General features: G+C 65.3%; 4 protein-coding genes. All 4 read left to right on the top strand.

Annotation, left to right across the window (positions count from 1 at the left end; translation table 11 throughout):
* Positions 1 to 206 precede the first annotated feature (206 nt).
* Complete coding sequence (locus EOA85_RS27095; RefSeq protein WP_127211817.1) at positions 207 to 1,091, top strand: AraC family transcriptional regulator; 885 nt, start codon at positions 207 to 209, stop codon at positions 1,089 to 1,091.
* 90 nt (positions 1,092 to 1,181) lie between these two features.
* Entirely contained in the window at positions 1,182 to 1,841 is a 660-nt protein-coding gene (locus tag EOA85_RS27100) for a 2Fe-2S iron-sulfur cluster-binding protein (protein ID WP_127211818.1), read from the top strand.
* Between the two features lie 3 nt (positions 1,842 to 1,844).
* Positions 1,845 to 2,831, top strand: coding sequence for a xanthine dehydrogenase family protein subunit M (locus EOA85_RS27105; protein ID WP_127211819.1), 987 nt, complete (start codon positions 1,845 to 1,847; stop codon positions 2,829 to 2,831).
* 9 nt (positions 2,832 to 2,840) lie between these two features.
* On the top strand, positions 2,841 to 5,116 hold a 2,276-nt coding region (locus tag EOA85_RS27110), incomplete at its 3' end, for a xanthine dehydrogenase family protein molybdopterin-binding subunit (protein WP_164759910.1).

The raw sequence follows: 5,116 nt of genomic DNA on the forward strand, positions 1-5,116 counted from the left end.
CTATTTCTGCGCCATTCGCGATGGGCTCGGTGATTGACAGGAGGCGCGCTGGATTTTCCTGATCTCACGACTTCTTGAACACGGCGCGGTTACCAACGCACGATGCCTGTCCCACATAAGCCGCCATATGCGTAGCGGCGGGGCGGCGCACAGCGCTCAAGCCGGAGCTGACCACGGCTCCGCGAGTGAACCAGCGGGATGCCGCGATGTCATTCAGACCGTTGCTTGGTAACGGACGGGTTCGGAGCCAGGAAGAGAAATCGGAGCCCCTGCAGACCGCGTCGTGGGGCAGCTCCTCGATTGTATTCGACAATCGGCGGTGGGCGTGCCGGGAGGCGGAACTCCGATGGACAGCCCCTCATCATCTGATCGTGCTGACCGAAGAAGGCGGAACGTCCCATACATCCATCCGGCACGAGGCAAGATCCCTCTACGACGGAATGGATCGTCCCGGAGCCCTCACCTTCGTCCCCGCAGGCGCGGAGCGGCTCGGCTTCTATCGCGATGTAAACCTTTCCTATTCAGCCTTATGGATCGATCCCGATATCGGGCTTCCCGGATGCGAACGCCTGAGAGATTTGCCGATCCTGGTGAACAAGGAAGACGCGGTGATCGCCACGCTGCTGAGTTCGCTTCGCGACGAGATGGCACTCGGCCACAAGCCGGACACTGCCTATGTCGAGCATCTGGTCGCCCTGGTCAGCCTCCGCGTGGCCATTCTGAACCGGGATCAACATCCTTCTCTGCGTCACGGCTGCCTCAGCCGTCGGGCGCTTGGTCGAGTTCGGGCTTACATCGATGCACATATGCATTCCGACGTTTCGCTAAGCGAGCTGGCAGCCGTCGCGGGCATGGCCGTCGACAGTTTTGCGCGTCGTTTCAAAGCGACGACCGGCCTTGCACCCTATGCCTATGTGATCGAGGAACGCGTGCGGCGAGCGGAGATGCTGCTGCGCGAAACGGGTTTGTCGATCGGTAGCATTGCCTTTCGGCTCGGCTTTTCAAGCCAAAGCCACTTCACCACGACGTTCCGGCGTCTCAGGGGGATGACGCCTCGGGCCTATCGGGTGAATTCTTCTCCGGAATCCTGACATTGCCGCCGGTTTCTTGAAAGAAAGCCGCCGGCCGCACCCCCACCTCCAGTGTCGATGAGTGACAGAACTGCGACTGGGAGATCATGCATGGCCAGAACAGACAACAGGAGCGGGCCGACTCGTCGGATGGTGCTGGAGGGCGGGGTGGCGACCGGCGTGCTCCTGGCTACCGGTATACCGGTTGACGCCGAGCCGGCCGACAGCGTCACGGCGGCCGCCTCGCCCACGCCGGTACCGACGATGCCGATGTCCCTGCGGATCAACGCGAAGGATCTTGCCGTCGAACTCGACCTGCGGACGACGCTGCTCGACGCCCTGCGCAACCACCTCGGTCTCACCGGCTCGAAGAAAGGCTGCGACCACGGCCAGTGCGGCGCATGCACGGTGCTGGTCGAGGGGCGCCGGATCAATTCCTGCCTGACGCTTGCCGCAATGCATGAAGGCGACGAGATCACCACGGTCGAGGGCCTTGCCGAGGGTGACCGGCTGCATCCGGTGCAGGCCGCCTTCGTCGCCCGCGATGGTTTCCAGTGCGGCTATTGCACGCCGGGCCAGATCTGCTCCGCGGTCGGTATGCTGGGCGAGGCCAGGGCCGGCTGGCCGAGCCACGCGAGCGCGGACGTGGCGGCGGCTTCTGTCGCTCTCAGCGATGCCGAGATCCGCGAGCGGATGAGCGGCAACATCTGCCGTTGTGCCGCTTATCCGAACATCGTCGCTGCAATCCGCGACGCGGCAGAGGAGGCGTGAGCAATGCAGTCCTTCACTTATGAACGTGCGGCAAATGCCGAGCAGGCAGCCGCCGCGGTTGCGGCCCGGCCGGGCGCCAAGTTCATCAGCGGCGGCACCAATCTGCTCGACCTGATGAAGCTCGAGATCGAGCGCCCAGCGCATCTCGTCGACATCAGCCGGCTGCCGTTCGATCGAATCGAGGAGACGGCGGAAGGCGGGCTTCGGGTCGGCGCCCAGGTCCGCAACAGCGATCTCGCCGCCGATCCGCGGGTGAGGTCACGCTACCCGATGCTCACGCAAGCGCTGCTGGCGGGAGCGTCCGGCCAGATACGCAACAAGGCCTCGACCAGCGGCAATCTCCTGCAGCGCACACGCTGCCCCTACTTCTACGATCGCAACATGCCTTGCAACAAGCGCGAGCCGGGTTCGGGCTGCGCGGCGCTTCAGGGCTTCAATAGCATGCACGCCGTACTTGGCGCGAGCGAAGCCTGCATCGCGGTGCATCCCTCCGACATGGCGGTCGCCATGTCCGGGCTCGACGCCAGGATCGAGACCATATCGCCCGGCGGCGAGACCCGCACGATCCCGATCGGCGATTTCCACCGATTGCCAGAGGCGATGCCCCATGTGGAAACCGTGCTCGGCCACGGCGAAATGATCGCCGCGGTTACCCTGCCGCCGCCGCCACCCGGCCGGCAGGTTTACCGCAAGGTGCGCGACCGTGCCTCCTACGCCTTCGCGCTGGTGTCGGTGGCAATAATCGTCGAGAAAAGCGGCGACCGTGTCCTAAGCGCTCGGATCGCCATGGGCGGCGTGGCAGCGAAGCCCTGGCGCGCAACGAAGGCGGAGCGCATGCTCGCAGGAGCGGCGGCGTCCGACGGCGCCTTTACCGATGCGGCCGAAGCCGCGCTCGCCGGAGCCGTCGGATATGGCGGCAATGATTTCAAGATCCCGCTGGCGAAACGGACGATGCGGCACACGCTCGCGGCCGCCGCCGAGAGTACATGAGGTGACACCATGACAGAGACGAAGACCAGCGAGATCCGTCCTTCCGAATCACGCAATGGCGTTATCGGGCGCCCAGTCGATCGCATCGACGGTCCGCTCAAAGTGACTGGTAATGCCACCTACGCCTACGAGAATGCGCTGGATGGCACAGCCTATGGCTATATTCTCGGCGCCGCCGTCGCCAAGGGGCGCATCGCCGAGATCGACACGGCCGAAGCCGAACGGGCGCCGGCAGTGCTGCTCGTCATGACGCACCGCAATGCGCCGGCCCAGCCGGATTTCGGCCCGGCGGTCACCCCGACCGCACCGGAGGTCTTCACGCGCGCCCGCCCCGCGCTCAACAGCGACCGGGTGCGCTACTACGACGAGCCGGTCGCGCTGGTCGTTGCGGAGACGTTCGAGGCGGCACGCGCTGCGGCGGGCCTCATCAAAGTGCGCTACGACGAGGAGCCGGGCCTCTACGATTTGCCGGGGCGTGTGGCCGACGCCTATGCACCGAAGCGGACCAACGCCGGCTTCGAGACCGACAGTGTGGTCGGCGACTTCGAGAGTGCCTTTGCGGCGGCTCCGGTCAAGATCGATGCTACTTACCGGACCCCCTTCGAACATCACAATCCGATGGAGCCCCATGCGACGCTCGCCGCCTGGTCAGGCAACGAGCTGACGATCCATACATCGGCGCAAACCCTGGCGAACTTCCGGGCGGGGATCGCCAGCACGCTTCGCATCCCGCCCGAGCGTGTGCGCATCGTGAGCCCGTTCATCGGCGGAGGCTTCGGCTCCAAGCTGATTGCCCATTCCGATACAATCCTGGCCGCGCTTGCAGCGCAGGTCCTGCAGCGTCCCGTTAAGATCGCGCTGACGCGACAGCAGATGTTCGCCAATGCCGGTCACCGCGCAGAGATGATCCAACAGGTACGTCTCGGCGCAGACACCGATGGGCGGCTCACCGGGGTCGCGCACGATGTCTGGTCCGCAACGTCCAGCTTCGAGGAGTACTGCGAGCAAACGGCAGTTTTTGCCCGCTCGCTCTACGCGGCGCCGAACCGTCTCACCCGCCATCGCCTGGTTCCGCTGGATATCAACCGCGGCGAATGGATGCGCTCGCCCGGCGAAGCGCCCGGCATGCTTGCTTTCGAATGCGCCATGGATGAGTTTGCCGAGCGGCTCGGCCTGGACCCGATCGAACTCAGGATCCGCAACGAACCGGAACAGGATCCCGAGCGCGGCGTGCCGTTCTCGACCCGCAATCTCGTCGCCTGCATGGAGGACGGCGCCCGCCGTTTCGGTTGGGAGCGGAGAAACCCGACACCCGGCCGCACCCGAGAGGGCCGGAAGCTCATCGGCTACGGCATGGCGGCGGCGATCCGTCCGAACTACATCGGCGCGGCGACGGCGCGGGTTGCACTCGACCGGGACGGTCGGGTGACGGCGCGGCTCGACATGACCGATATTGGGACCGGCACTTATACGATCCTGACTCAGATCGCTGCGGAAAATCTCGGCGTGCCGATCTCGTCCGTCAAAGTGGAGCTCGGCGACAGCCGCTTCCCGCGTACCGCCGGCTCCGGCGGTTCCTGGGGCGCGGCAAGCGCGGGTTCGGCGCTGCATAACGCCTGCAACGCCCTCAAGCAACGGATCGTGGAGGCGGCGCGGTCGAGCGAAGCCTCGCCACTGCACGGCGCGAACGCCACCGAGGCAAGCTTTGCCGACAGCGAGGTCAGGTTCGGCCAGCGGTCGGCAGGCCTGGCCGACCTCATCCGGAGGATCGCTCCCGACGGGCTCGAGGCCGAAGGCTCCGTAGCCGCAGGCGCCGCCACCCAGTCATACAAGGCTTACTCGCAGCATTCCTATGGAGCACATTTCGCCGAGGTCGCAGTCGATTGCGATACCGGTGAGATCCGCATGCGCCGGATGCTGGCTGTGATGGGCGCGGGCCGTATACTCAACGCCAAGACCGCGCGCTCGCAAATCATCGGCGGCATGACCTGGGGGATCGGTGCGGCGCTGATGGAGCAGACGGTGCTCGACCGGCGCTACGGCCACTTCGTCAATCACGACCTTGCGGAGTATCACGTCCCGATCAATGGCGACGTCCCCGAGATGGAGGTCGTCTTCCTCGAGGAACATGACGACAAGGCCAATCCACTCGGCGCGAAGGGTCTCGGCGAGCTCGGCGTCTGCGGTGCGGGGGCTGCTATCGCCAATGCCATTTACAACGCGACCGGCGTGCGAGTGCGTGAATTTCCCATCACCTTGGACAAGGTTCTGCCTGCCTTGCCCCC

Source organism: Mesorhizobium sp. M5C.F.Ca.IN.020.29.1.1 (genome assembly GCF_003997375.1).
Taxonomy (GTDB): Bacteria; Pseudomonadota; Alphaproteobacteria; order Rhizobiales; family Rhizobiaceae; genus Mesorhizobium; species Mesorhizobium wenxiniae.